Origin of the sequence: Microcoleus sp. D3_18a_C4 (genome assembly GCF_036702415.1) — a bacterium.
In the GTDB taxonomy this organism is placed as follows: Bacteria; Cyanobacteriota; Cyanobacteriia; order Cyanobacteriales; family Microcoleaceae; genus Microcoleus.
Window position 1 is genome coordinate 122,759 of sequence record NZ_JAUBTI010000004.1, and the last position, 25,425, is coordinate 148,183.

The 25,425-nt window shown below is 44.1% G+C and carries 22 protein-coding genes and 1 pseudogene; 15 read left to right on the forward strand and 8 right to left on the reverse strand.

From position 1 onward, the window contains the following. Positions 1 to 76: 76 nt before the first annotated feature. Both QUB16_RS03660 and QUB16_RS03665 read left to right on the forward strand, forming a co-directional pair. The gene (locus QUB16_RS03660; protein ID WP_333314085.1) at positions 77 to 2,089 is read left to right on the forward strand and encodes a bifunctional 3'-5' exonuclease/DNA polymerase; all 2,013 of its coding nucleotides are present in this window, start codon (positions 77 to 79) and stop codon (positions 2,087 to 2,089) included. Positions 2,090 to 2,282: 193 nt separating this feature from the next. Beyond that, positions 2,283 to 2,516 (forward strand): hypothetical protein, encoded by a 234-nt coding sequence (locus tag QUB16_RS03665; protein WP_333314087.1) that lies wholly within the window; start codon positions 2,283 to 2,285, stop codon positions 2,514 to 2,516. Positions 2,517 to 2,668: 152 nt separating this feature from the next. Here the strand turns inward: QUB16_RS03665 and QUB16_RS03670 are convergent, their stop codons facing one another. Next, a complete protein-coding gene (locus QUB16_RS03670) occupies positions 2,669 to 4,342 on the reverse strand; it encodes an AAA family ATPase (protein WP_333314088.1) in 1,674 nt (557 codons plus the stop codon). A gap of 163 nt (positions 4,343 to 4,505) precedes the next feature. Between QUB16_RS03670 and QUB16_RS03675 the strand changes: the two genes are divergently transcribed. The 3 genes from QUB16_RS03675 to QUB16_RS03685 all read left to right on the forward strand — a co-directional run bounded on the left by QUB16_RS03675 (position 4,506) and on the right by QUB16_RS03685 (position 6,577). Further along, complete coding sequence (locus QUB16_RS03675; RefSeq protein WP_333314089.1) at positions 4,506 to 5,231, forward strand: hypothetical protein; 726 nt, start codon at positions 4,506 to 4,508, stop codon at positions 5,229 to 5,231. Positions 5,232 to 5,514: 283 nt separating this feature from the next. Then, complete coding sequence (locus QUB16_RS03680) at positions 5,515 to 5,874, forward strand: hypothetical protein (RefSeq protein WP_015179737.1); 360 nt, start codon at positions 5,515 to 5,517, stop codon at positions 5,872 to 5,874. Positions 5,875 to 6,055: 181 nt separating this feature from the next. Beyond that, complete coding sequence (locus QUB16_RS03685) at positions 6,056 to 6,577, forward strand: hypothetical protein (RefSeq protein WP_333314091.1); 522 nt, start codon at positions 6,056 to 6,058, stop codon at positions 6,575 to 6,577. 132 nt (positions 6,578 to 6,709) lie between these two features. Here the strand turns inward: QUB16_RS03685 and QUB16_RS03690 are convergent, their stop codons facing one another. The 5 genes from QUB16_RS03690 to QUB16_RS03710 all read right to left on the reverse strand — a co-directional run bounded on the left by QUB16_RS03690 (position 6,710) and on the right by QUB16_RS03710 (position 11,255). Further along, on the reverse strand, positions 6,710 to 6,997 hold the full coding sequence (locus QUB16_RS03690) for a hypothetical protein (RefSeq protein WP_333054956.1): 288 nt from the start codon (positions 6,995 to 6,997) through the stop codon (positions 6,710 to 6,712). A gap of 216 nt (positions 6,998 to 7,213) precedes the next feature. After that, positions 7,214 to 8,272 carry a DUF6753 family protein gene (locus QUB16_RS03695; RefSeq protein ID WP_333314093.1) on the reverse strand — a complete coding sequence of 353 codons (1,059 nt, stop codon included), beginning with the start codon at positions 8,270 to 8,272 and terminating at the stop codon, positions 7,214 to 7,216. Between the two features lie 106 nt (positions 8,273 to 8,378). Next, complete coding sequence (locus QUB16_RS03700) at positions 8,379 to 9,224, reverse strand: mobilization protein MobD-like protein (RefSeq protein WP_333257340.1); 846 nt, start codon at positions 9,222 to 9,224, stop codon at positions 8,379 to 8,381. A gap of 68 nt (positions 9,225 to 9,292) precedes the next feature. Further along, positions 9,293 to 9,823, reverse strand: a complete 531-nt coding sequence (locus tag QUB16_RS03705) for a hypothetical protein (protein WP_333314095.1) — start codon at positions 9,821 to 9,823, stop codon at positions 9,293 to 9,295. Beyond that, positions 9,816 to 11,255 carry a ParM/StbA family protein gene (locus tag QUB16_RS03710; RefSeq protein ID WP_333314097.1) on the reverse strand — a complete coding sequence of 480 codons (1,440 nt, stop codon included), beginning with the start codon at positions 11,253 to 11,255 and terminating at the stop codon, positions 9,816 to 9,818. The genes QUB16_RS03705 and QUB16_RS03710 overlap by 8 nt, the downstream gene beginning before the upstream one ends. A gap of 627 nt (positions 11,256 to 11,882) precedes the next feature. Between QUB16_RS03710 and QUB16_RS03715 the strand changes: the two are divergent. Then, positions 11,883 to 12,797 (forward strand): annotated as a pseudogene (locus QUB16_RS03715) (two-partner secretion domain-containing protein); the annotation flags it as partial. Here the strand turns inward: QUB16_RS03715 and QUB16_RS03720 are convergent. Continuing rightward, positions 12,761 to 13,087 (reverse strand): ParA family protein, encoded by a 327-nt coding sequence (locus tag QUB16_RS03720; protein WP_333314099.1) that lies wholly within the window; start codon positions 13,085 to 13,087, stop codon positions 12,761 to 12,763. The pseudogene QUB16_RS03715 and the gene QUB16_RS03720 overlap by 37 nt on opposite strands. An 846-nt stretch (positions 13,088 to 13,933) precedes the next feature. Here QUB16_RS03720 and QUB16_RS03725 point away from each other — a divergent pair. Together QUB16_RS03725 and QUB16_RS03730 are read left to right on the forward strand one after the other, a co-directional pair. Next, positions 13,934 to 14,632, forward strand: a complete 699-nt coding sequence (locus tag QUB16_RS03725) for a leucine-rich repeat domain-containing protein (RefSeq protein ID WP_333314102.1) — start codon at positions 13,934 to 13,936, stop codon at positions 14,630 to 14,632. A gap of 683 nt (positions 14,633 to 15,315) precedes the next feature. Then, on the forward strand, positions 15,316 to 16,464 hold the full coding sequence (locus tag QUB16_RS03730) for a tetratricopeptide repeat protein (protein WP_333314104.1): 1,149 nt from the start codon (positions 15,316 to 15,318) through the stop codon (positions 16,462 to 16,464). A 223-nt stretch (positions 16,465 to 16,687) separates the two neighbouring features. Here the strand turns inward: QUB16_RS03730 and QUB16_RS03735 are convergent, their stop codons facing one another. Next, complete coding sequence (locus tag QUB16_RS03735; RefSeq protein ID WP_333314106.1) at positions 16,688 to 16,984, reverse strand: type I restriction enzyme endonuclease domain-containing protein; 297 nt, start codon at positions 16,982 to 16,984, stop codon at positions 16,688 to 16,690. Between the two features lie 6 nt (positions 16,985 to 16,990). Here QUB16_RS03735 and QUB16_RS03740 point away from each other — a divergent pair, with 6 nt between their 5' ends. The 7 genes from QUB16_RS03740 (at position 16,991) to QUB16_RS03770 (ending at position 25,359) form a co-directional block, all read left to right on the forward strand. Continuing rightward, on the forward strand, positions 16,991 to 17,224 hold the full coding sequence (locus QUB16_RS03740; RefSeq protein ID WP_333314107.1) for a site-specific integrase: 234 nt from the start codon (positions 16,991 to 16,993) through the stop codon (positions 17,222 to 17,224). Between the two features lie 250 nt (positions 17,225 to 17,474). Continuing rightward, positions 17,475 to 19,886 (forward strand): dynamin family protein, encoded by a 2,412-nt coding sequence (locus QUB16_RS03745; RefSeq protein ID WP_333314109.1) that lies wholly within the window; start codon positions 17,475 to 17,477, stop codon positions 19,884 to 19,886. Next, the gene (locus QUB16_RS03750) at positions 19,883 to 22,099 is read left to right on the forward strand and encodes a dynamin family protein (RefSeq protein ID WP_333314111.1); all 2,217 of its coding nucleotides are present in this window, start codon (positions 19,883 to 19,885) and stop codon (positions 22,097 to 22,099) included. The genes QUB16_RS03745 and QUB16_RS03750 overlap by 4 nt, the downstream gene beginning before the upstream one ends. 40 nt (positions 22,100 to 22,139) lie before the next feature. Next, positions 22,140 to 23,192, forward strand: coding sequence for a diguanylate cyclase regulator RdcB family protein (locus QUB16_RS03755; RefSeq protein WP_333314112.1), 1,053 nt, complete (start codon positions 22,140 to 22,142; stop codon positions 23,190 to 23,192). Positions 23,193 to 23,198: 6 nt separating this feature from the next. Next, on the forward strand, positions 23,199 to 24,206 hold the full coding sequence (locus tag QUB16_RS03760; RefSeq protein ID WP_333314113.1) for a patatin-like phospholipase family protein: 1,008 nt from the start codon (positions 23,199 to 23,201) through the stop codon (positions 24,204 to 24,206). A 314-nt stretch (positions 24,207 to 24,520) separates the two neighbouring features. After that, a complete protein-coding gene (locus QUB16_RS33470; protein ID WP_445251091.1) occupies positions 24,521 to 24,817 on the forward strand; it encodes a transposase in 297 nt (98 codons plus the stop codon). A gap of 20 nt (positions 24,818 to 24,837) precedes the next feature. Then, on the forward strand, positions 24,838 to 25,359 hold the full coding sequence (locus QUB16_RS03770; RefSeq protein ID WP_333314115.1) for a transposase: 522 nt from the start codon (positions 24,838 to 24,840) through the stop codon (positions 25,357 to 25,359). Positions 25,360 to 25,425 lie beyond the last annotated feature (66 nt).

Here is a 25,425-nt window from a genome sequence, read left to right on the forward strand (position 1 = left end):
ATAAACAACAATCTTCTTTAGCAATAGCTTGCTACCGATTGCGGTTGCCAACAAACTATTAACTAATCCTGGCATTATGAATTCTTTACCTATCCATCCTCAAAACCTGTACGAGAAACTATTAACTAATCCACCTTATTCGTGGTTTCCATCATCAGAATTTGTTTTAGAAGAAATGTTAAAATATGCTCAAGTCACTCCTGGCATTGTAGCGTTAGATCCGACAGCCGGAGAAGGCGCTGTTGCTAGAAAATTGCAATCTGCTGGAGCCGTTGTCGATGTCATTGAAATTAATCCTTCTCCCCCTCAAATGAAACTTAACCTAGTTCAAACTCCTTATCAACTGTTAAATAGTGGTTCAGAATTAGAATTAGCTCTTAAACCATTTCAACAAGCTTCATGCTTTGGACTCGACTGCGAAACCGCTTTTGGAATTGACCCATACCGAGCTAAAGTTCGCCTCGTACAGCTTGCTATTCCCGGTATGCCAGTAGCGATCGTCGATCTCTTTGCGATCGCGCCCACCGATCTCAGCCCCCTGCGCTCCCTCTTAGCCGGAAATGCCCTCAAAGTTGGACATAACCTCAAGTTTGACTGGCTGATGCTGACTAGGGCTGGGCTTTCACCATCCAAGCCTTTTTTTGATACTTATCTGGCTTACCGGGTGCTGACAGCCGGACTCAAGCGCACTTCGTCTCTGGAAGCTGTTGCTGATAAATTGCTGAAAGTTAAGCTAGACAAAGCACAGCAGGTTAGCGACTGGTCGGGAGAACTGAGTAGAACTCAACTGCAATATGCTGCTACTGATGCTGCAATTTTACTACCGCTATGTGAGGTACTTCACCGCCAGCTTTATTCAGCAGAACTTTGGCAGACTGCGAAACTAGAATTTGCCTGTTTGCCTGCGGTGGCTTCTATGGAACTAAATGGAATGCTTTTAGATAGAGAACAGTGGGGTATTTTAGGAGAGAAACTCGCGACTAAACGCGATTCCCTTTTAAGACAAATTAATTCACAACTCCATCGACCTAACCCTCATAAACAAATCTCTCTACTGCCGGAATTTACAGATACAATTAATCCTCGTTCTCCGAAACAAGTCTTAGTGGCTTTGCAAGAGAAAGGCATTCCTGTTACTTCCACTAATTCTCAACACTTAATTCCTTTGCAGGGCGAGTATCCCGTTATTCAAGCACTCTTAGAATATCGCAGTTTATTTGCTCGCATCAACACTTTTTCTCTGGGTTTACCAGAACATATTCACCCAATTACAGGGCGCATTCATCCTAATTGGTTTCAGATTGGTGCTAGGTCAGGGCGGTTTAGTTGTCGAAAGCCTAATTTAACAAATATCCCCAGAGATAAAGAAACCAGGCAGTGTTTTAAAGCTGCACCCGGTTACGTATTACTTAAAGCTGATTACAGCCAGATTGAACTGCGAATTATGGCGAAAGTGTCAGGGGATATTAGGATGGTGAAAGCTTACTCTCAAGGAGAAGATTTGCATTCTTTGACAGCTTCCTTGGTGTTGGGAAAACTTTTAGCTGAAATTACTATCGAAGATAGACAACTCGGCAAAATTATTAACTTCGGTTTAATTTATGGCATGGGAGTTAGGAAATTTAAGCTTATGGCTCAAGCAGAGCATGGAGTCATTTTAACGCTGGAACAAGCTTCGTACTTTCGTAAGAAGTTCTTTGAATCCTATACAGGTATCAAACAATTTCACGCCAAAGTTCGGAGCGCATGGAGCCGAGGTATTCGAGAAAGTCGCACCGTTTTAGGCAGAAGGAGATTATGGTCAAAAGAGACTAAGCCGTTACTTAATGAGATGTTAAATAACCCCATTCAAGGGATGAGTGCTGACATTACTAAACTCGCTCTTGCTCTATTGTTTAAGCCTCTAAGTTACACGGGGGCGAGACTGGTTTGTGTCGTTCACGATGAAATTTTAATCGAGTGTCCTTTTGAAAAAGTGTCGTCAGTTAAAGCAATGCTTGAAAAATGTATGGTGAGAGCCGGGAATAAGTTTCTTTCTCCGATTCCTTGCCAAGTAGAAATTAATGTGATTGAAAGTTGGGGAGGGTAATAGATTAAGGGGCGACGATTTTTGATCTCGTTTTTGGTTACATTTAATCATTAAAAAACCGCAGAGGCACAGAGAACGCAGAGAAAGAGAAAAAGAGGACTAATTCCGATGTAAGCAAATTTGATATTACCCAACCTCCCACCCATAAACAACGATTGTTGTGGTGCAAGTGAAGATTTGAGTTCAAATCAAAATGAATGTAATTCTCACAGTTAGCAACAAAGCCGCAAATATTGTTGGTAAACTATCAAAATATGCCATTGCTATGCTGCAACAAGCTGAATATAGCGTTATCAGGCAGGAGGGCGATCACGGCTACACGACCAATGCTTTAACGGTTCCGCTTGAAGCAGAAACTGGATTAACTTGGCAGGGAGTCAAACTATGCCTTGAAAATTGCGGCTACCACGTCCAAGTTAAGTCTTAGCTTATACGATAACCAGTGCATCTGTTGTTAACCGGATGTACTGGTTATTATTAAACCGAGATACAGACTGGACGATTCTACTAGAACGGTGTATCCAGCCTGTATCCCGGTTTGACATTTCAATATCACTAAACGGAGAGTCTAATCCTTAATCAAATTGGATCGTAAGCAGGTGGCCGGTACTCAAACAATTCTTGTTCTCCTGCTGCAAACAAAGAGCGATCGCGACCAGTTGCAGGTCGAGCAAAGGACGCTTTATTACGAATCCCCTGGATATCTTCAGAAGAACGCTCAGACGACAGCACAAACTGAGTTCTCTGATAACGCAGATCGGCCAATTCAATTTTACCAGGTCGCCCTTCACAATAAGCTCGCTCAGCACAGCGTTTAACTGCGATCGCAATTTCAGCACTCGTTGCTCCCGCATAATCAGATAGTAGTGAATACCACTGCCTGTCGCTCCAAAGGTTCTCTTTTCCTTCCCCAAACTGCTCTGGGAAATACTTAGCTAAGTGCAAATTGAAAATCTCATAGCGAGCGCCGCTGTGTGGCAAATCGACAAACCAGATTCCGCCGTCGTCAAATCTGCGGATAAGTTCAGCCGGCAGCATTTCTAAGCGGTTAACAGTAGCTAACATTAACACGGGGCTTTCATGCTCCTGCATCCATGTGAGCAATTTCTGCGACAGCCGCCTAGCTACACCGCCATCAGCATTTGATTCCCAGCCAGAAAAACCCTTGTCAAAATCGTCAAAAAACAGCACGCAGCCGCCCAAATTATCGGCTGTATCCAGCATTTTGTTGAGAGCGCGATCGGGATTAGAAGAACCTAGAATATTGCCCCAACTTGCTGCTAAAAGCGCATAACCTAGCTTCTTAGCAGCTAGCTTTGCACTCAAACTTTTGCCCGTCCCCGGCGGCCCCCACAGCAGCATTCCTTTGGGAGGTCTGAGGTGATATTTCTTGGCATCAGCTTCTGACAGCTTTACGACTTCGCTCAAATAAGCGTCTAATAAATCTAAACCGCCAGCATGAGGCACGTCTGGAGAAGCAATGAACTCCAACCCCTGGTCTCGAAGTTGCGATATTTTATGCTCCAATACCAACTGTGCGATTTGGACAACTGAAGCGGTCACAGAGAGCGATCGATCTAACACCAATTCAATTTCAGCAGTTGGCAGCCCTAGACTAGACACAGCCAGCCGCTTTTTAGCAGCTACCGCATCTAAACCAAAATCAAGGGAACAATTGCGATCGCAAAAATTATCTACAAGAACTTCGACTTCAAAACGATCGGGTAACGGACATTTGAGTAGAGGAATTAATGGACTTAGCTTTGATGGCAGTTGGATGTACTCGCCCAGCAGTACCCAATATTGGTCGGCCCAACGCCCTTTCAGCTCAAAGAATGCGTTAGCCAATTGAGAATAACGTCGGACAAGAGGCTGTTCGGTACTGTCTGACTCCAAAATGTCCTCTAACAAAAAGATACCGGGGCAGTCATTTTCCAGCAGAAATTGCAGGACATCACTCTCGACAGATAGCTCAGTTTTACATAAGACGCATTCACTATTATACATCTGGGAAATATCTGAAACGCTTGTCCTATCTGAATGACAACCTAAAGTCGGGAGATGTTTATCTAAACACCGCACCTGTTGAAGAGTTGCATAGCCAGGATTCCAATAATAAACAGGTAAACAACACTCACTGGCGTACTGATGAAATGATGACAAGATTTTTTGGCGATCGGCACTGTAATATTCGAGGGCAACAATGGGAGTTTGAATAACTCTTAAATTTGACCAATTATTGAAATTTTTCATGATTCATATACAACTAAATACAGGATGTTTAACATAATAATTTAACTAACATAATTAAGATTTAACTTCCTGCTAATGAGCGAAATACGCCCCCTCAACCAGAGGGGGTAATTGTGCCTAACGGCACTAATAAATTGATGTTAAACAAGTTAAATTGTCAATCATGGTCGCAACTAAAAAACAAACCGCAGCCACTCCTATTCGCTCTCAGTCACCAGTGCCTGCTAAATCTAAACCGTCTGAAAAGCAGAACAGTCAAACAGTCGGCAGTAACAATGGAGCCAAATCAAAACCTCAATCTAACCTCAGCCCGGAGCAACTTGCTGGCGAGCTAGTCAAACAGATTCGGAATACAATTCATAAGAAGTACGGTGTGACAATCCAGCGTCGCGATAGCCGTATTTCGACAAAGGTTGGCCACGCAGTTCGCGAAAAACTGGGATTGGATATTCAAGCTCAGTTGAACAAGCGCAACGGCAATGGCAATGGTAAAAAGTTCGACTGGCAAGAGTGGAACAATACTGTGTTTCCCAAGCTAGTTGGCCGACCCGATGAACTCAAGTATGGTGTCGAAGTTGTTGCCTTAGCGATGAGCCAACTTTACGATACAATTGCTGACAATCCACAAGCTGCCATTGCCGATTTAATGGAGTTCAATGCTCAAAGCTTAAAGCGTCGCAATGAGTTAGCTAAATCCTCAGAAGAAGATACTGAAGAACTCGATGAGGACGACGAACTCGATGATGAAGATGATGAAATTGATGACATACTCGATGAAATTGATGACGAAGACGAAGACTCCGAAGGCGATGAGGATGAGGATGATGACGATGAGGAGGATGATTTTAGTTTAGACGAAGACGAAGAATTTGAGGAAGACGACGAATAATCGCTAAAGTTTGATTAGAAAGCTCTGCTGAAAAAGCAGAGCATTTTTTTGCCTCTATCGAAGCCTTTTCCACGAATTGCGATGCTGGGTAATGATTGTCGCCACCGTCCGAATCAGGACGCTCTGGGAAGCATACCCAACAAATTCACAATCAAGGAAATTTTGACCTTGGTTGTGAATTGGATTTTACCCACCCACCCACCACTAATTTTTTTGAATTAATTGTAATTAGCGAACTGTCGTCGCTTTAGTTGTGAATAAAAAACACGCTTGAGGGTTAATCATGGCTAATCGCAAATCCGCTCCAACTCCGATGCAAAAGCAATTTGCAGAAACTCTTGAAGAACAGCGCTTCGAGATGTTTTTGCACGTTGCCCGCGAGTTAACGGGACGTGCCAAACAACGACAGTTGCAGAAAGGTAAAGCTCTTGACTGGGAAGCGTTCAATACTTGGTTTAACAAGCAATATGAAGGCTACTCGGCTGACGAGATGCTTGAAGAAATCTTGAGCAATGTTTACTGGCTTTCATCTGAGCAAGCAGTGATTGACTTGCACTTCCGTTATATCGAATCGGCAGTCAAAGCTTCTCATAAGAAAAAGGCAACTGACGATAATGAAGAGATTGATGATTTTGTCAAGTAATCAATGACGACCCCCGATAAAGGGGATAAAATCCTGCTCCAAGCAGGATTTTATTTACCCGCCCACCCACCGCACCAGTTCCCTTTGCGATATTTGCGATCGCATTCTCAGAAGACTTTAGTAAGGTTTTGATATTAAACGCGAGCGCGTTTTAGAGATGTTCCACTTGCAATTTATAATCATGTATCAACCTATTCAGCATTTTCTCACCCTCGCAATTGAAACTGTGGTAATTTTTGGTTACGGTGGCTTAATTGTTCACTATCTCGCTACGCTGTTAGCATCGAAGCGGATGAATCATTCTGAAAAACTCTCAGCAGAACTTGCCCCAGATTTTGTGCCTCTTCTCAATGAAATTGCTTCCTTTCCTGCTGTTGCCGAATGTGCAGCAACTCCAGAACCCACAGAAGAACAGCGCCTCACCTCTTCGCTACAAGTTCAAGCCGAATTTGCTTCTAATATTCAACTCGATGCTGACCCATTAAATCAACCCTTCATTCAAGTCGATAGCCTCACTCTTCGACAATGCCGCACCGTTATTCGAGCACTCAATTCAACTTTGTCTAAAAGCGATCCCATTCGTCTTAAACTCAACAAAAAAGACGCACCCACAGATTGGTTGAAAACACAAATTAAAAAGCAGCTTGAGAATCAACCACAGCAGGTTTCGCTAATCATTGAGGATGTTTTGAAAGTCGGCTAATTCAACGGGACTTTGACAATATGAAAGGGAAGGGGAAGGGGAAGGGAAGGAAAAACGCAGGCTATTGTTAGCTTTTATTAAAGAAAGAAAAGCAAAAATCTATCTTCCCTTCCCCTTCCCCTTCCCCTGCTTTTAATCCTGCTTAACCCCAAATATTGACTCGATTAATTGCTGTTGAGATGATAATTGCCTCAACGAATAAAGAGCAATTGCCTTGACTCGTTCGGGGGATTTGCCTGCTGCCTTTGCTGCAAAAGGAGCCCAGAAAGAACTGAGAACGATTTTTATGTGTTCGGGAATTGGAAAATTTCGGCTGGCACAGTATTTCCACACCATTGCATCAAGTGAATTATCAATCGGAATAGAGACTTCGGGTAAATTTTTATTAGCATCCTGCTGAATATACTTTGGGTTTTTCATAAATTCTCCTTACGTGACAAATACGTTCAAATCTGCTTATTGACTCACAAATTGACCTGCTTCAATTGTTACAGAACGAAGGGGAAGGAAGAGGGGAAGGGAGAGTGGGGGAGGGGGAGAAGGGGAGAATTTGACGCTTACTTCCTTCCTACTTGTTTGTTGCCTCTTTGTACTTTTTCCCTACTCCCTTCCCCTTCCCCTTCCTCTTCCCCTTCATTAGGGAACAAAAACTCGCTCTTTAGGATTTCTCGTCCACAAAGTACAGAAGCCATCTGTCGCCGCTTTACCTTCTACAGTTAGCGTCACTCCCAATCGATTCACCTCACTTTCACACAACATTTTTCCATTTTTTTCACTCAACAAAGCTTGATTCCAACTCATAAATTGTTGAGCATATTTTCCATCACTACTCATAGCCCACTTTATAGCTTCTGCATTTTTCATTGCAAATTGTCCTTCAGCACTCAACCCCCAATTCATTGCCACAGCTTCTTTGAGAGTTAACTGGCGAGGCCCTTTTGGATCGAGGGGTGTTGCTGGAGTAAACTTGGGAATTGCCAACCCGATAAACACGCCGATGGCTATTGCCCCTAATACGGCTGTACTTCCAAAAATTACTGACCAAATATCGTGAGCAACTTTCTCTAAAGCAGCTTGCTGAACTAACGTTTTAACTGAACTAGCAATCTTTCGGTGCTGTACGTTGACTGCTGCTTTACCCTGTCGTTCTAAAAACTCCCGGCTATCCTGTTCCCAGTTATCAATTAGCTGCCGTACTTGTTCTAGTTCTTGAGAGATAACAGCTTCAGAGTCTTTTAATTCCGCTTGCCATTTTGACTCCCAACTCTTGAAAAACCTATCGATTTCTTGAGGCTTTTTTTCGAGGAGCAATTCAAGCTGACCCGTTGCTAGAAGCACAATAAACAAAGGGTCATTTTTATCCAAACCGTAGCGGTAAGCATTGTTAATAACTTCGGAACGAAATTCAGCACTTTTGCCCTTGAGTGCCTGACTGATAAGAGACTCACGCTCATGCTCAAAAGCCGGCGGTGCAGCTAATTTGAACAAGTTATCTCCCGCAGAAGTTTTAGCAGTAGTTAACTCCTGGTCTATTTGCTGCCACAAATATGAGTCACTATTTTCATCTTCCTCACCCTCCAAATTCTCATCATTTACTAAATGCTCTACAGTCTCCTCAGAAAAATCATGATTAAGCTCAACTTCTGACAAATTTTCAATCTTTCTATCGCTAACTCCGGTTGCATCATCTGACATAAGTTCCTCTCATAATCCCTGAAATTACAGTGACACTCCCACCCCTCTCGACTCCTGAAGGGGCGATGCTTACGGCGCGGTCAAACTCTGTCAATAGTTTCTCAGTTCAAGTGGTAGAATCTGGTACGGCTCCTGCCGACTGATGTTCCTCGGTATCTAACACAGCTTCATCTGATGGCTGTTTCTTAATATCTTGTACCACTACTGACCGTGAACGATTCTCGCTTTTTAGATTAGGTCGATAGGGAGCTTGATTGAAAATTCTTGTTGCCTCAATTGCATCACAAGTATTTTCTAGAAAAGTGTACATTCGCTGTTGGTTGAGTAAATGAAAGCTGGGATGTGATAGCGCACCTGTTAGAGACAGGCTTTTATTAGTGTCGAGCAACCTTCGTTCTAAAGCACTGAGTTTAGGCAAGTCAACAACTAAAATGCTGTGTTCTTCAAGCAGCTTATTTAGGTTTTTATGGCTGCTGAGGTGAGACCAATCTTTGCACACCCCAAAATTGCGGACTAAAATGTGTTTCAGTCGGCCTTGAAAGCGGTTAACTGATTCCAAAAACATCTCGATACTATCAGCACGCCCACTGCACAAAAACCATTTGCAAACATCTATGCCTGACTTTTCTTTAAAAGAAGCAGTTAACAAACCCGCCGTCTCAATCCAGCCATCTATGATAGAAGAAACACGAGCCGGTAAATTGACAATGACAGGAGCCTGCAAAGCTGTCTCGAAAATGATGTCTGCCTCAAAGTTTTCTTCATCTTCCGCCAAAGTAATAATCTTCGCGGACTCTGGATAACGCTGCTGGACGTTGGGATTGCCAGCATCGCCATCAATTAGGGTATAAAGAAAGTCGTACTTGTTGTTGTACTCTACGAGAAGGCAACTCCACATAGACTTACCAACACCACCAATTTCTCCATCAACTAAATGAATCATATTAGTCATAAAAAATCTCCACAATGTTGCTCGTAAATAAAAACCTTGGACAAGGTAAAAATCATCTCAATAGATTCCTAGCTAAAGGTGGGTCCTAGCATCGCCGGATCGAATCCTGCTAGATTAACTGTGTCACCCTCGCTGGGGTCGGCTTCTGAGTCTGTCACCTCTTCTAGTTCTAAAACCGAACTGGTAGCTTGTGGCGCAGGAGAAAATTGACGAGATGGCTTAAAAGGAACTGACTCGCTTGCTGTGGTTAAACCTGCACTTGGTACAAAACTGGGAAGGTAGCCGGGGAGGTGAGCGCACCCGCGAGAAACCAGCAAGGCTCCAAGTTGCGAACCGTCGAGTTCGAGGCGAGTGCGAATGTAATCAACTTGATTGAGCAAAGAATTGATGCAATCCCAGCCTAGTATCCGCACTTCTTCTTCTGAACCTGCACTTTGCGCCTGATACGCCAAAGCTTTCCAAAATGCCTCAAATGCCTCAAATGCTGCTCGCTTTGAGTCGTAAACGGGATGGTGCAGGAGATAATTGAGTAAAATGCCGTCGGGGGAGTCAGCGTAGGGTTGACACCGCAGGTAATAGTTCGTTCGCTCTTTAGCCATGTCTCTCCTCCTCTAATGCTGTGCTAGACTGTCCCACGATAGGCGATCGCACTCCTGCTATTTCTCCCCAATTACGCTCCTTGAACTTTGGCGATCGATAGGGGCCTGCTACTGCCGAGACTTCGCCCTCTCTTACGCTTTCCGCACTTAAAAGGGATGAACTAGAGCGGTCATATTCGGTTACAGGAGTAGGTAAGGTTTGTCCGAATGCGCGATCGCTAGAACAGTCGGTATCAGCAACCTCTAAGTAGTCATTGTCTTGCTTGTTTTCAGATTGAACGCTGTTAGTGGCATCCAATGCTAAATTCATTTTCTGGTTCCCAGAGTCCGAAGTTGCAGCGAATTGAGAACTGAAATAGCTCCATAGCCCCCATAAGTCTGCTAACCGATATCCCAAGCCTTGAGGGTCTAGGTTGGGTGGTACTGTAATCCCAGCGTGCCAAGAGTAGGCAACGCGGGCATATGCTCTCAATTCCGGCTCCAGATAACCGCAAGTACCGCCACAGAACACTATTTCATCTAGATCCGGTGGTAGCACTTCATCTAGCCAACTGGTCAGGATTCGAGCGTAGTCTCTCCTTGCCAGTTTCACCGCTTCAATCAAACGGTCAACTTCAGTGTCCCGCGCTCCTGCGTCATGGTTACGAGCAATGCGGTAGAAGGGAGGGCGGTTAAAGCGATCGCCTGATGTAGCTATGGCTGTTGCTAAACGAGATAAATCGTAGCCAGAGGTACGCTCTTGCACTAACTCGCAGCACCTCACCATGCCTAAATCGGAGGTTTTGCCTTTGCCTACGGCTCCCCGTGCTGAAACAATGACGGAGGCATTGCGGAAACCTACCATGACGAAAGCTGTTACTTGGTGCTTGAAAGCGGCCCCCAGTTTGCTGTTGTAAGCAATACAAATACCGCCTCCTTCTTGAAGCGCCTGGGTTTTGTCTAGCGTTACCTGCATCATCCCGGAAGGCGTTTCAAAGGCGTTAGCTGCTTGCCTGAGCAGTGTAAAAAACTGCTGGGAGTCGTTGAACTCGCCTGGAGGTAAGAAGACGGAGAGCGCAGCGCTGAATTGATTGCCCAAATCTAGTTTGCAAGAGGCTACCCACAAAGCTGCTAGTGCTTTGTACAAGGCTGTACTGTATTTGAGTCCGGCTAAACCGATGTGAGCGTTGAATTGGGAAGCCGCTAGGTAACCTACAGCGCGGCATTCATCACCGATGGCAACCCAGGCAATATTTTCGGGGGCTGCCGATGTTAAATTAGGTTTCGTGAAGGCATTGGCTGTGTCTTGGCTGATAGTGCCAACTTGGGATTCCATTACTAATGAATGAGCCAGCATCTCTGAACCCTTACGGTAAAAGGCGCGAGTTGATAAACCGCCAAAATCTATGCTCAGGATGACATTCGGATTGGATATTTTCTTGACTCTTGGCATTATATTCGGTGCCTATCGTGTGCTTTACACGCCATCTTAGGGACTATGCTTTTTATTTGACATCACCACAATCAGTGGTTTTTATTAGCCCGTTTGGAGCGATCCTTTGGGATGGTTAGCCAATTTTTGATTTGAGATTGAGCAGCACAAAAGTTGAGGTAGAGCAACTCAACCATTCTTAGCCTGCTTTTTGACAATTTTTTCAACTTTCAGCCTTGTCTAATTAAGGAAGGTATTTATTACGTTCAAATAAATTTAATTCAATCCTTAAATAAATCTGAAGTGTACCGAATTAGAAAAGAAAGCAAAACTTAACAATTCTTAACTTTAAAGTATGAGTTTTTGTGAGTTATTTTGCTATTGGTACTTATAGCTGTGAGCTTGCTTGCTATTTCTTGCACACAGTGTTAAGCAACCTAGAGTATTGTTGATACTGTTTTTGTGCATAAAACCTCACATTTACATGAAAAATAAAGGTACAATCTCACATTTACGGAAAAATAGAGCTACTTAAAAAAAGTAGGAAAGGGCAGTAGCAATAGCAATGTTCAGAGATATATTTATACTGGGATAGAAAATTAATAGCCTAATTTCTGAAGTGGATGGTGCGATCGCACTGCTAACCTATTTCTCCTCAACCCGAACGGCATTATTTTTGGCCCCAACGCCAGCTTAAATATTGGTGGCTCCTTTTTGGCGAGTACAGTGAGTGCTGTCAAGTTGGCAGATGGGAAAGAATTTAGCGCGATCGCTCCTAATCCTCCCTCCTCTTTACTCAGAGTAAACGTACCCATTGGCTTGCAATATGGTTCAAATCCCGGCAGCATCGTCAATCAATCTAGGGCGATCGATAGCAAAGGTCAAATTTTCGGACTCCAAGTGCTAAGGGGACAAACCATAGCCATTGTAGGCGGTGAAATTCAGCTACAGAGGGGTCAAATAACTGCCCCCCAAGGACGCATAGAATTTGGCAGTATTGCCAATAATAATTTAGTCAGCTTACAGCCAATAGAAACAGGTTTTGCTTTAGGATATAGGGGTGGGCAAAATTTTCAAAATATCCAATTTTCCCAACAAGCTGCTATCCCTACCACAACTTTAAGGTACTGCCAACCGACCCACATAAATATGAATCGAGATGCGCTGGTAGTAGGGATTAACCAGTATCCTTTCCTGAAAGATACTTCAAGCAGTAAGGCAAAACATCTGAAGACTCCTGCTAACGATGCCGAAGCGATCGCGCAACGCTTAGAAGAGTATGGCGGGTTTCGAGTGCGACGGCTGCCGGAAACGATTCAAGACGGGCAGCGTCGGGTTGCTGGTGCAACAGGAGCATTAGTACAGGCAGATGCTTTAGAGGATGCCATTATTCAGTTGTTTAATCCAGTAGGAGAGCGCATCCCCCAGACGGCTCTACTGTATTTTATCGGTCATGGGTTGCGAAAAAATCGGGGTGGAGTTACTGAAGGTTTTTTGGCGACCAGCGATACAGATCCCAGGAAGAATCAGTGGGGAGTTTCTCTGCGATGGTTGCGGGAATTGTTGCAAAAGAGTCCAGTACAGCAGCAAATTGTGTGGCTGGACTGTTGCTGCCGCTCGTCAACCACTTCAAAGGGCAACTGTCCTCGCTTCGCCCATCCCGTCGCGCTGCGGTTGGGGTCGCCGTCAATTAGAATTGCATCGCCCTTAGCTGCCAGGTAAGCTGCCAGGTGGACGGCCGTCGTAGTTTTTCCCACGCCTCCCTTAAAGGATGCCACTGTGTATATTGCAATGAGGCTCACCTCCCTCGAAATTCTATTTTCTAGCAGATTACCATAATTCTGAAAATCCACTAATTCGCTTATCCGTTAATTCAAATAACCAGTTATGCGGATTTTCGGATATCCGATTATTCAAGATTAAATAATTTCAATAGTCGCGATCGCTGATTTCCACAAGGAATAAGTTACCTAACAAAATAGGTAACTCAAAGCAAGTGCGCCGCGTTTTTGCTTCATAGGCTCTGCTAGTGGCGATCGCCTGGGTGAAATAGCAGCAAGGCGACAATATAGGGGTAAAACCGAGATACCTGCATTCAGAGGACGTGATATTAAGAAACGTAACAAATAAGTCCCTACGTAGCTTTCGAGGAAGCTTGAAAGCACAAAAGCATCCTAAATTAGCTGATTATACAACCCAGTTTGAGGAGGCAAAGTATTAGTTATACTCTGCCTTCGTACAAACCCAAACAGCGGGAATCTTTAATTGAGTCTTCGTGTCCTTTAGGATTGGGCATAACAGTTGAATCCCTTGTGTCAGGCGTTTCATTTTGTCTATCAGTAACGCCAAGTAGTGTCAAGCGCGTGACACACTGACTTTGATGTCCTCAGCCGGACGGGCAGGCGGCTATTTTTCCGATGGCCGATTTTTTAATTGTGACTATGAAAAAGACAATGGCGGCCAGTCGTAAAAATCTCGCTAGAGGTTTAGACCGGGAAGGGTAATTCCCCACTCACTCCAAAACCTTGTTCTAGGCGGGGATAACATTATTTCCCCGCCTAGAGCGTATAACCCTTGCTGCTACATCAGGAGACTCAAATTTCCCCGCCTAGGACGTGGAAGTGCTACTACTAGGCGGGGAAAACAGTAAGTTAAATTTATTGCCACAATAAATTAAATACTATGGAGAGAGAAAGGATATGACACTAGATGAAATAGTGGCGCGAATTGATGAAGCAGCCGAGAAAGAATTGACTGAACTGGATTTGTCGAGACTTTGGTTGGAGGAATTGCCACCAGAGATTGGCAAGTGTACGCATTTGACAGACCTCAAACTCAGCGGAAATCAGATTACGTGCATCCCAGAGTCGATCGGCCAATTGTCCAATCTAAGAGTGCTTTACCTTACAGGCAATAAAATTACCGAGATCCCAGAAGCGCTTGAGCAATTGTCCAATCTGGAAGTGCTTTACCTTCTGGACAACGATATTACCGACATCCCTGAGTGGCTCGGACAATTGTCTAATCTGAGAATACTTGACCTCAGTAACAATATGGAAATGACCGACATCCCAGAGTCGCTCGGACAATTGTCAAACCTGACAACCCTGGACATTCGGAACAATGAAATTACCAACATTCCAGAGTCACTCGGACAATTGTCAAACCTGACAACCCTGGACCTCAGTGACAATGAAATTACCGACATCCCAAAGTCGTTCGGGCAACTGTCTAATCTAACGCTGCTTCAGCTCAGTTACAACAACATTACCGAAATTCCAGAAGCGCTCGGACAACTATCCAATTTGAAAGAGCTTTGGGTCAAGGGAAATTACATTACCGAAATCCCAGAAGCCCTAAGACAACTGCCACAGCTAAAAATATATAGGGCTCGGTGAATAAAAGCAGAAGGCAGGCTAGATAAGGGTTTTAATCTTTTGTGGAGCGAGAAAGTGCAAGGTGTAGCATAAGCGAGGTTCAAAACCCTTGCACTTTCGTGGGAAGTTGCTGGGTAAATTTGAAAAATAAGCGACGGATCTACTATTTTTCAAGCTGTGTGGCGCGAGGCTATTCGCTCTCCAGACTTTTTCAGCAAGCCCTATATAAAGGCTAAGAGAGGCGTACCAGTTTAGAGTCATAGATTTGGGAAAGGGTATTTCCTCATCTATGACTCTAAACAAGTGCTGTTAGGTCAGGTTAGGTACATATCTTGACCCAGGGCTTAAAACTAGCTACAGCTTCATCAGAATTAACAGCTTTCCCGCCTATCCTCACTAGACCTCTTGCGAAAATAGCTGGCACGGGCTCTCCGGCCCGTCCCACAAAAATCTTTTTTCTTGTGGGATGGGCTTCTAGCCCCTTCCAAAATTTGATTAAAACGACTTTTGCAAGAGGTCTATTATCTGAAATCCTTGCAGGCAAAGAGTTTGACAAAAAGAAATGATTATGTTTATCATAGTAGAAAATAAAGCTACAAACCCCATCCCAGTAAGAATTTTAAACAGTGCTTTTGATTTTTGTTTTCGGACAGTGACAAAAGAGGGTTAAAGACCCCCAAAGCGAGGGAAGGACTCTGAGAGATATGGGAAATGCTTACGATAACCTCGGCGACTACGCCAAAGCCATCGACTTCGCTCAGCAGTGTTTGGTGATCGCGCGAGAAATTATTAAAGACCGCCAAATCGAGGGGGAAGCTTTGGGAGCTCTGGGAAATGCTTACCGTAACCTCGGCGACTACGCCAAAGCCATGGACTACCAACAGCAGTCATTGGCGATCGCCCGAGAAATTGAAGACCGCCAAAGCGAAGGAATAGCTCTGGGAGCTCTGGGAAATGCTTACTTTTCCCTCGGCGACTACGCCAAAGCCATGGACTACCAAAAGCAGTGGTTGGCGATCGCCCGAGAAATTAAAGACCGCCAAACCGAGGGGAAAGCTCTGGGAAATCTGGGAAGTGCTTACACTTCCCTCGGAGACTACGCCAAAGCCATCGACTACCAACAGCAGTCATTGGCGATCGCCCGAGAAATTAAAGACCGCCAAACCGAGGGGAAAGCTCTGGGAAATCTGGGAACTGCTTACACTTCCCTCGGCGACTACGCCAAAGCCATCGACTACCAACAGCAGTCATTGGCGATCGCCCGAGAAATTAAAGACCGCCAAAGCGAGGGAATAGCTCTGGGAAATCTGGGAACTGCTTACGCTCACCTCGGCGACTACGCCAAAGCCCTCGACTACCAACAGCAGTGGTTGGCGATCGCCCGAGAAATTAAAGACCGCCAAAGCGAGGGAGCCGCTTTAGGAAATTTGGGAACTGCTTACACTTCCCTCGGAGACTACGCCAAAGCCATCGAACACACTCAGCAGTCATTGGCGATCACCCGAGAAATTAAAGACCGCCAAGGCGAGGGAATAGTTCTGGGAAATCTGGGAACTGCTTACGCTCACCTCGGCGACTACGCCAAAGCCCTCGACTACCAACAGCAGGGGTTGGCGATCACCCGAGAAATTAAAGACCGCCACAGCGAGGGAAGGACTCTGGAAAATCTGGGAAGTGCTTACTTTTCCCTCGGTGACTACGCCAAAGCCATCGAGTACGCTCAGCAGTCGTTGGCGATCGCCCGAGAAATTAAAGACCGCCAAAGCGAGGGAATAGCTCTAAAAATTCTAAGATTGGCTCGCTCCAAATCTGGCAATCTCTCAGCAGCAGAGAAAACCCTACTCGATAAGTAGACCTCTTGCGAAAATAGCTGGCACGGGCTCTCCAGCCCGTCCCACAAAAATCTTTTTTCTTGTGAGATGGGCTTCTAGCCCGTCCCAAAATTTGATTAAAAGGACTTTTGCAAGAGGTCTACTGTACTCAAAATGGCGGGTTTCCTTTACCTTTGGCAACCTATACCATCCTTATCTCTATGTTACAGCTTCGCTACTTGAGTTTTAATCTTCCTGCGTAATATTAGGAACGATTTGTCTCTACTTCAAACTCGGTGAAAACCTTTGCCTGCTCTAACACTAACTCGATCGCAAGAGCTTGCATATCGGGCGGATAGCCGTATTCTCTCAATAGACGTTTGACCATCACCTTCATTCTGGCTCGGACGCTTTCTTTGAGATTCCAGTCGATAGAAGCGTTTTTACGTACCCGTTCTACCAGGACGATCGCCAATTCTCGCAGTTGGTCTTGTCCCATCACGTCCCGCGCACTCTGGTTTTGAGCCAGGGCATCATAAAAGGCGAGTTCATAGGGTTGCAACCGGTGATGGCAATTCTCCTGAAGCGGGGGGTGCAAGCAGGAGTGCTGGACTTTTCGCCTCACGACTTCCGCCGCACGTTCATTAGCGAATTGTTAGACGCGGGTGCGGATGTTTTGACGGTAAGCAAGTTGGCGGGACACGCTGACCCGGCGACGACTCAAAAATACGATTTGCGGGGCGAGGAAGCTAAGCGTAAAGCTGTGCAGTTGTTGCAGATTCCTTATCTAGGTAACTCTTGATAGTTACCTAGATAAGTTACATACCGAGTTGGATAACTTACAAGCTGATAACCTAGAGTTACAGAATCAGTGATCGCGTCCTATCCTAATTCGTTTGTCGAGATTGATTTGCGCGATCGCATTGCCGTTAGCGGTTATATTAAGCATTGAGCCGAGATAGTTGCAGTTAATCCTGGCTGAGTTTTCTGGGAATTCTAAGAAAAGCTCCTCCCAGGGCTGTATTTCTTCACCACTCAACAAGGCTGGCCAAATGACTTCCAATCCGCTCAAGCCAAATGTCCAAGATCTGCAAACAGACGTTATCGAGTTACTGGGGCAAATCAGCACCCTGATGTATCGCGCCAGTACAGCCCTTAGCTCAGATCGGGATAGTAAAAAATATGCAGCCTTCAAAAAGGAAGTGGATGATGCTAACCGGAATGTGGACAAACTGGAATTGAGGATGGCCATTGTCGCGCCGATGAAGGCTGGCAAATCTACGATTGTCAATGCCATTGTCGGTCAGGATATCCTGCCCAGCCGTAACGCTGCAATGACAACACTTCCTACTGAGATTGTCTTTAATGCAGAGTTACTAGAGCCAGCTTTGAGGCTAAGTCCTGAAATTTTAACCGTATTCCAAGAAACACTTCTCACTATCCAGCGCCAAATTCGGGAACTAGGTACTGAGGGAATTGGGAAAAAGATGGAGCAATACCCTCATTTAAACGAGTTATCAGAGCAAATTCGGGATGGAATATGGGGCTTATTAACCAGTCCAAAGACTTCTGGGCGCGAGCAGATTGTCAAAGCTCTGACAGGTTTAAACGATATTATCCGTCTGTGTAGTTTAATAGCTCCATTAAGCGATCCTTTAGCACAACTTACGGATGTACCTTGCATTGAGACTCCCTTCCGGCGATCTCAAGAAGCTGAGAAATCAGAAAAGCTGGGAAACCTCGCGATTGTCGATACACCGGGGCCAAATGAAGCAGGAGAAAACCTCAAACTAGCAGCGGTAGTAGAAGAGCAACTTCGCAAAAGCTCAATTGTTTTAATTGTCCTTGATTTCACGCAGCTAAAAACGGAAGCAGCAGAAAAAGTGAAGAAGGACGTTCAAAAGGTAATTGATTTACGAGGTAAAGAAAACCTTTACGTCTTAATTAATAAGGTTGACCAACGCCGAGAAGGAGACATGACCCCGGAACAGGTGAGGCAGTTTGTGGCAGCTGAATTCGGCATTGGAGATCCTAGCGATGACGAGCGGGTGTTTGAAATAGCTGGTAGGAGAGCGTTTGTCGCGGCTAACTTCATGCAGGAACTAGAGCTAAATCCAACTGTACCACCTAAACAGATGCAAACAGGACGCGCTTTGGCTCAAGAAGTTTTCGGTATTGATTGGGAAGATGACCTGGAAGACGCAACGATAGAAGAATTACAGAAAAAAGCTCAAAGACTATGGAAAAAATCAGGCTTTGACCTGTTTTTAGAAAAAGCAATAAAGGCACTGATAGAACGAGCGGCTCCTCAATGTATGAGTTCTGCTCTCAAACTCAGTCGTAGCCGACTTGTAGAACTACGGGATGATGTAGAACTCCGCAGTCGTGCCATTGCCCAAGATGCAGAGAAACTACAACGTGAAGTTGGCTCATTAGAAACAGATTTGAAAAGTCTTGAAGCTTGTCGTACACGCTTGCAGGAAGTAGACATAATTAAGACACAACTCAATCGAAATCTCCAAAAAATTCTTCAAGACCTCAAAAAAGCCGCTAAAGTTAGCCTTGAAGACTATTTTGTAAAAGAGGAATATCAACGGTCTGACCGGATCAAACAAATAGATATAGAAGTAAGAAGTTCGTTGCTGTCTACAGTTGCTGACTTTGAGTTTTTCCCTAAATGGGTTTCTAAACGAATGAAGTCAACGTTAGAGTTTAAACCTTCTGGATTGTTTGAATTTAAGACCCAAGCAGAAGCAGAAGAATTTGCTAATCAAGCAATTACATACGCTAAGCAAAGGGCTGACAGCTTGCTATCGGGAGTTCGTCAAGAAACAGCCAAAGAAATTGAACTAGCACGCACGGGTTTGTCCAACTTTTTAGAAAAAGAGACAAAGCCCATAATTGAAAGAGCGAGAACTCGTCTAAATGAAGCTTTTAATGTAAATCTTTCGTTACCACAACCTGCTTTAAAAGCTGACGAATTACAGTTGGTTAAAGCTCGTGTCAATACTAAAACTCGTTATGTGGATCAGGGATATGAGGAAAAAACAGTAAAAAAACGTGATTTGTGGCATTGGCTTTGGATTGTTCCTTATGAAGAGAAAGTAAAAGTAAAGCGGCCTGACAAACAAGAGAGTTATTACAGTATTTCTTTGGATGAGTTAATTAAGGATGTAAACCAATCCATTGAAACAGGTATTAATAGTATAAGCCAGGGAATAAATAAATACCTTGACGAAGATTTTCAAGAACGAGTTAGTGAATTTTTTAAAGCTCTAGAAGACTATTTAGGTAACTATCGAAATAGTTTAAAACAAGCACAAAATGACCAACGGCTTTCTCTTGAAGAAAAAGAGAAATTGGTGGGCGAACTTAGTTCTTTAGTACCAGAAGCTAACGAATATCTTAAAAAGACAGACAAGTATCTGGAATACACTATGGAATTGATGAAAAAGACAAAATGAAAGAAACTTCGGTAGATTCTGAGGCGCTGAAATTTCATCTTTGCTCTCTACAGAGAAACGTTATCGAGTTGCTAGATAAAATCAGCGACCTGATGTATCAGACCAGTGTAGCAGTTGGCTCTGAGGAAGCTAGCCAGAAGTATATAAAATTTCAGCAGGAAATTGTTCAAGCTAGCCGTAATGTACAAGACCTAAAACTGAAGCTGGCGATTGTCGCACCGATGAAGGCTGGTAAATCCACCATCATTAATGCAATTATCGGTCAGCCTTTACTGCCAAGTCGCAATGCGGCAATGACAATGCTTCCCACTGAAATCTTATTGAATGCTAAACTAAAAAAGCCAGTCTTAATCCTAAGCCCCGAATTTCTCTCAACATTTGAGCAGATGTGGTTGGCGGTGAGGCATTCCATTACTGAATCCGGTATTGAATCAATACTCAAACAAACTAATCACTATCCCCATCTAGCAAAGTTAATACAAACAATATTTGTTCAGGAAAAGTTTCCTATTCCTGCCAAAATTTCAGGGTGTAAAGCTGTCAACGAAACACTTACTTACCTGAACGATATTATCCGTCTGTGCCACCTAATTACACCACAAATAGAACCTCTTGAATCTCTCACTGATTTTCCGCGCCTGCACACACCTTTTTGGCGAACTTCTTATAAATTTGACCAACCTGAACAACTGGGGAATTTAGTAATTGTCGATACGCCAGGGCCAAATGAGGCGGGGACACATCGACTAGCGGCTGTTGTAGAACAACAACTACAAAAAAGTTCGATGGTATTGATTGTTCTGGACTTCACCCAACTAAAAACGCAAGCATCTGAACAAATAAAAGAAGAAGTACAGAAAGCAATCGAGTTAAGAGGTAAGGAAAACCTGTACGTTTTAATCAATAAAGTTGACCAACGCCGAGAAGGAGATATGACTCCGGAACAAGTGCGGCGTTTTGTGGCATCTGAATTGGGAATCGGCGATACTGATGATACCGAACGGGTATTTGAAATATCTGCAAGATTTGCATTCGCGGCGGCTAACTTTTTTATGGAATTGCAGCAGCATCCGCGTATAGCAGTGACCAAATTACAAACAGCACGTCCTTTAGCTCAAGAAGTATTCGGGGTAGATTGGGAAGAAGACCTAGAAGATGCAACGGTAGAAGAGTTACAGCAAAAAGCTCAAAAGCTTTGGAAAAAATCAAGCTTCGCTCCTTTCTTAGAAACAGCAATTGATGCTCTGATTGAACGCGCTGCCCCCCGGTGCATGAAATCAGCACTAAATATTAGTAATAGTCGCCTTTTACAACTTTGTAATGAAGCTCGATCTCTGCCTAGCTCTGTGACCAAACCTGCTAAACGTTTTAGGTCGGAAGCTAGAAGTATAGCTGAGGATTTGATTTTAATTGACCTATGGCGTAAAAGTTTGATTGAGTTGGAGGAAATTAAACCTTTACTCCACGAACAAATTCGGGAAGACTTGGAAATTATCAAGAATAAAACTTTGGTAAATTTGGAAAAATATTTCTTCTATGAAGAGTACCAGCGAGCTAGCGTTATCACAAGATATGCTACATCTTTTTTTGTGAAATTGAATAACTTAGAACGCTTTCCCCAAGCTCATATCGTACAGCGTTTTGGCCGTTGGTTACTATCTAGATTACAGTTTGCTCCCACAGGAGTAGTCTATTTAAAAACTCCTGAAGAGGCAGAAGAATTTTATGATTATGCTTTGAACTATACCAAGGAAAAATTAGATAATTTAATAGAAGTAAGCTCCCAAGATATCAGTATAAAGTTAGAGCAGAAGCGGCAAGAGTTACAAAATAGGTTAGAAGAGGAAATTTCTAAGTTTAGCAAAAAAGTAAGAGACTACTTTCAAAATAACTTTTCTTCAAATAGCAGTTCACCAAATATTTTTATTAAACCAGATGGAATAAAAATTTGGGGAAGTCTATTCAGGACTGAAATCGAGTCAGTAGAGAAATATCAAAAGAAACAAGTAAAAGCGTGGGGTAGATTGAGCTTAATTAAAATGAATCGAACAACGGCGGTTAAATATGCTGTTTTTTTATCAGAACTGAGCGAACAGGTTAACCAATTAATTGAGCAAAGAGGTGAAAGACTAAAGCAGCGGGCTAATGAGTATTTAGAGCAAGAATTTAAAATAGATATGGAAAATCTATTTAAAGAATTAATCCAACTATAGGTACTCCATTAAACAGCACAAGTTAACTGAGATCGAACCAATGTCTAATACTTTTTATTCTGAACAATTTGGTTTACAGAAACCCCCCACTGGTTCTCCAAGCCCGTCTACACGCTATCTGGAAGAACTTCAGCACCGAATCCCTGTTGTTGGTGACAAAGCCCTAATTGACCTGGTTAATGGTATTCAAGTCAGTAAAGACATCATCCGCTATCGCAAGAATCGAGGTTTTTTTGGTCGATTGATGGACACATTGGATGGAAGCGATCGCCAACGCCAAATCCTCCTCGATGGCAACCTCATTGCAGGTCAAGAAGCCCTACATCAGTGGGTACTAGAACTGAGTGATTCCCTTCGCATTAGTCAAGTTGCCTTGGAAGTTACCCAGCAATCTTTACTAGAAGCGCGGGATGCCATTCGCCAACAAAAGCGAAGCTTACAAGAACAAAAACAAGCCCTGCTAGCACTCAGCAAACAGTTCGAGCGACTCGCTCAACAAGTTGGTACAAGACTCAACCAATTAGAAGCGCGAGTGCGTTCGTTAGAGGTGCGGGTTGCTGCTAATGAGGATTTAGACAGAATTGTAACTGCTTGGGCAGCAGAACAAACCTATACTAAGCTACCTTGGCCTGTGCAAGTTGTCTTGTTAGCGCGGGAAGTCTTTAGCAGTTCGGTCGCGATCTATGAATTAGAAACGGGCGATACAACCCGGTTTCGCCCGTTACTCGTAAATAAAATACTGTCTACCAGCTTCCAGATGCCTAAAAGTTTTTTTGGGCTGGCTGACTTGTTAGATAGCTCTTGGGGTGAAATGGGAGAGAGCGATCTCGTTCTTACAGCAGCCTTACTAGAAATTCGCTCTCTCCCAAAACATCGACTCCTGAACGCACCCCTCCTGTTTACGATCGGTACAACCCTAGAACTAGCAACCCTTCCAGAAGAAGCTAGACCTGCAAAACCCGGACAGTGCGCTCTGGCACTCTGTCGCACCCAAATTGATTCCATCTCTCGCACCACTGACGCACGGGAATTCGTCACTGCTGTGGTTGAAGAAACTGCCAATGATTGTTTAGCTATGACAGCCAGGAGTTGAAAGAACATGAAATCAGCTACTCCCGACTTTGGACTTGTACTTACTGGTGGCGGTGCTAAAGGAGCCTACCATGCGGGCGCTCTTAAGTATCTTGCCGAACTGGGAATAGAACCCCAAATCATTGCCGGAACAAGTATTGGCGCTCTTAACGGTGCTGTTTTGTCATCTCACGGGTCATTCCAACAGGGTGTTCGTCGTTTGAACGAACTATGGGAACAGTTGGGGACTGCCCCAATCCTTCGCCCGAATACTGGTGCCTTGCTCCATACCATAAGCTACGCAGCCCAAACTTTTGTCCCAACCCTGCGGGGGTGGATGCTTGATTTCCTGGTGTCGGAAGGGATAGTAAAAGACCGTACCGCCATTTTTGACCCAGAGCCAATTGAGCAGCTATTATACGAAGTCGTAAACCCAGCCCAATTGCAACGGGGCATCGAGTTATGGGTGACAGTCTTTCCTTCTCTGAAAATTCCAGGTTTAGGATACGACTGGTTGATTGATTTCGTCCGCGCTCGTACTGGCACGGATGCCCACTGGCTCTGCGTACAGGATTTAACTGATGAAGAGGTCATCTACAATTTACTTCTTGCCAGTGCTGCCCTTCCTCTGGCATTTCCCAGCCGCGAAGTCAATGGTAAGGCTTATGTGGACGGGGGTTTGGCTGATAATGTCCCGCTAAGAGCGTTGGCAGCGCGGGGCATAACGAGTGCGATCGTCATTCACCTGCAAAACGGGTCGGTATGGAATCGCTACGACTTCCCAGACCAGACCATTATTGAAATTAGGCCAGAACAGCGAATTAACAAGTCTGATACACCGCTCATCGGCTTGGTTGATAGTTGGTTGGACTTTAGCGCCGAACGCATCGCAGAACTCAAACAGCGAGGCTATGAAGATGCTAAGCGTTGCCTTACGCCTATTATCCAAACCTTTAAAGCTGTTAATGACCAGCGTCAGAGTCACAACTCACTGGTTAATTCGACGTGGCGGCTTCTGAATGACCCACTGCTTTAGAATTGAACTTTAGACAAAACCATCAGGCTAACGGGGGTAAATAAGCAGTCGATACTGTTGGCGAAAGCAATCTTTTATGTAATTAATCGTGCTACAATGACAAGAAATCTTGGCTTTGGGGGTTAGTAATACTCTACGTTAAGATGCCTTGTATTACTTTCGCCAACAGTATCTTCGCTATTTCTGGACCTGCTAGTGGCGATCGCCTTGCTGCTATTTCACCCAGGCGACAATATAGAACCCATTTGATATCTTTTGGGCAATCGCGTAGAATGAAGGCGGAGTAGATAAATTCAAGTGAGCTGGGGTGAGAAATGGGATATTCAAGCGATTTGACAGACAAAGAGTGGGAAATAATCGAGCCTTTACTATCCCAGAAGAAGAAAACGCGACCCGCAGTGTGGACAAAGCGACAACTCCTCAATGGCATATTTTATCAGCTCAAGAACGGCTGTAATTGGAGAGATTTACCCAGATATCTACCGCCATATTCAACCGTCTTCTGGCATTACCAAAATTGGTGTGAGGATGGCTCTCTCGAACGGATTGAGACACAATTACATAGCAAGCTACGCGAACAAGTCAAAAAAAACCGCAGTGGACGACTCTAATTATCATTGACTCCCAAGCTGTGAAAAATACTTGTAATGCCAGTATTGAGTCAAAAGGGTTTTGTTTCTATAAATGCACGAATGGCATCAAAAGACATCTAGCGGTAGATATACTAGGTTTTCCCTTCTTTACTCATTGTACCAAAGCCAGTGTATCTGATGATCAAGGCTTAATTGAAATACTCACACACAACATCGATTACTTCAAATCTAAACCGGACGACCTGCCCAAGACCACAATCTTGTTGGATAATGGCTATCATCCTGAGAAACTAACTCAAGCTTTAGAGACGGTTTATCCAGAGATTATGACGAAGATTCAATTTGAACTTTCAGCTAAACCCTCGAAAGCAGAAAAAGCGGCTAAAGGGCAATCTGGATTTGTGCCTGTTGCGGCTAGATGGGTAATTGAACGGTCAAATGCTTGGGTGGAGCGATGTAAAAGTTTAGTCAAGAATTTTGACCGGACACTCCAACGCTCCAACGCCAAGCTCAAGCTGTGTTTCATTCGGCTAATACTCAAACGACTAGCTACCGCCTAAAAAGATATCAAATGGGTTCTATATAGTGACCACTACAGGTCAGCGTGTTACTGGAAAAAAAACAAA

Excerpts from the sequence above, each read along its gene's own strand:
- QUB16_RS03660 (WP_333314085.1), top strand. The coding sequence starts at position 77 with ATGAATTCTTTACCTATCCATCCTCAAAACCTGTACGAGAAACTATTA.
- QUB16_RS03665 (WP_333314087.1), top strand. The coding sequence starts at position 2,283 with ATGAATGTAATTCTCACAGTTAGCAACAAAGCCGCAAATATTGTTGGT.
- QUB16_RS03670 (WP_333314088.1), bottom strand. The coding sequence starts at position 4,342 with ATGAAAAATTTCAATAATTGGTCAAATTTAAGAGTTATTCAAACTCCC.
- QUB16_RS03675 (WP_333314089.1), top strand. The coding sequence starts at position 4,506 with ATGGTCGCAACTAAAAAACAAACCGCAGCCACTCCTATTCGCTCTCAG.
- QUB16_RS03680 (WP_015179737.1), top strand. The coding sequence starts at position 5,515 with ATGGCTAATCGCAAATCCGCTCCAACTCCGATGCAAAAGCAATTTGCA.
- QUB16_RS03685 (WP_333314091.1), top strand. The coding sequence starts at position 6,056 with ATGTATCAACCTATTCAGCATTTTCTCACCCTCGCAATTGAAACTGTG.
- QUB16_RS03690 (WP_333054956.1), bottom strand. The coding sequence starts at position 6,997 with ATGAAAAACCCAAAGTATATTCAGCAGGATGCTAATAAAAATTTACCC.
- QUB16_RS03695 (WP_333314093.1), bottom strand. The coding sequence starts at position 8,272 with ATGTCAGATGATGCAACCGGAGTTAGCGATAGAAAGATTGAAAATTTG.
- QUB16_RS03700 (WP_333257340.1), bottom strand. The coding sequence starts at position 9,224 with ATGACTAATATGATTCATTTAGTTGATGGAGAAATTGGTGGTGTTGGT.
- QUB16_RS03705 (WP_333314095.1), bottom strand. The coding sequence starts at position 9,823 with ATGGCTAAAGAGCGAACGAACTATTACCTGCGGTGTCAACCCTACGCT.
- QUB16_RS03710 (WP_333314097.1), bottom strand. The coding sequence starts at position 11,255 with ATGCCAAGAGTCAAGAAAATATCCAATCCGAATGTCATCCTGAGCATA.
- QUB16_RS03725 (WP_333314102.1), top strand. The coding sequence starts at position 13,934 with ATGACACTAGATGAAATAGTGGCGCGAATTGATGAAGCAGCCGAGAAA.
- QUB16_RS03730 (WP_333314104.1), top strand. The coding sequence starts at position 15,316 with ATGGGAAATGCTTACGATAACCTCGGCGACTACGCCAAAGCCATCGAC.
- QUB16_RS03740 (WP_333314107.1), top strand. The coding sequence starts at position 16,991 with ATGGCAATTCTCCTGAAGCGGGGGGTGCAAGCAGGAGTGCTGGACTTT.
- QUB16_RS03745 (WP_333314109.1), top strand. The coding sequence starts at position 17,475 with ATGACTTCCAATCCGCTCAAGCCAAATGTCCAAGATCTGCAAACAGAC.
- QUB16_RS03750 (WP_333314111.1), top strand. The coding sequence starts at position 19,883 with ATGAAAGAAACTTCGGTAGATTCTGAGGCGCTGAAATTTCATCTTTGC.
- QUB16_RS03755 (WP_333314112.1), top strand. The coding sequence starts at position 22,140 with ATGTCTAATACTTTTTATTCTGAACAATTTGGTTTACAGAAACCCCCC.
- QUB16_RS03760 (WP_333314113.1), top strand. The coding sequence starts at position 23,199 with ATGAAATCAGCTACTCCCGACTTTGGACTTGTACTTACTGGTGGCGGT.
- QUB16_RS33470 (WP_445251091.1), top strand. The coding sequence starts at position 24,521 with ATGGGATATTCAAGCGATTTGACAGACAAAGAGTGGGAAATAATCGAG.